This is a genomic window from Mesorhizobium sp. M4A.F.Ca.ET.050.02.1.1 (genome assembly GCF_003997725.1).
GTDB lineage: Bacteria > Pseudomonadota > Alphaproteobacteria > Rhizobiales > Rhizobiaceae > Mesorhizobium.
In genome coordinates this window covers 1-683 of the sequence record NZ_RZSG01001381.1, presented here as the reverse complement: position 1 = coordinate 683, position 683 = coordinate 1, and the positions used below count along the sequence as shown (strand labels likewise).

Here is a 683-nt window from a genome sequence, read left to right as displayed (position 1 = left end):
TTCGTCATGCTCGGACCGTCGGGCTGCGGCAAGACCACTACCTTGCGCATGATCGCCGGGCTTGAGTTGCCGACCGGCGGCAAGATCCTGCTCGGCGGCGAGGACGTCACGATGCGCCGGGCGCGGGAGCGCGACATCGCCTTCGTCTTCCAGCTCTTCGCACTCTACCCGCACATGAACGTGCGTAAGAACATCGGCTTCCCGCTCTTGGCGCAAGGCATGCCGTCGGCCGAGATCCGCCAGCGGGTGGAGGAGACGGCGAAGCTGCTCCGCATCGATCATTTGCTTAACAAATCGGTCTCCGGCCTTGCCGGCGGCGACCGCCAGCGCGTCGCGCTCGGCCGCGCCATCGTGCGGCGGCCGAAATGCTTCCTGATGGACGAGCCGCTCGGCACCCTCGATACCGAGTTCCGCGATCTGATGGTGCATGAACTGCGCGAGCTGCACAGCCGCATCCACGCCACCACCGTCTACGTCACGCACGACCAGATGGAAGCGATGTCGATGGCCGACAAGATCGCCGTGATGAACCACGGCATCATCGAGCAGTTCGGAACCCCGCGCGAGATCTACGACCGCCCGGCGACGATGTACGTCGCCGAGTTCATCGGCTCGCCGCCGATGAATTTCCTCAAGTTCGGCGGCGGACTGGCCAGGGGCGCGAAGGAGATTCTCGTGCAGGG

At 65.2% G+C, this 683-nt stretch carries 1 protein-coding gene; it reads left to right on the top strand.

The genetic code is table 11. The annotated features are described in order from the left end of the window. Nucleotides 1-683, top strand: a 683-nt coding sequence (locus EOA33_RS37645) for an ABC transporter ATP-binding protein (RefSeq protein ID WP_145989602.1), incomplete at both ends; no start/stop codon positions are given.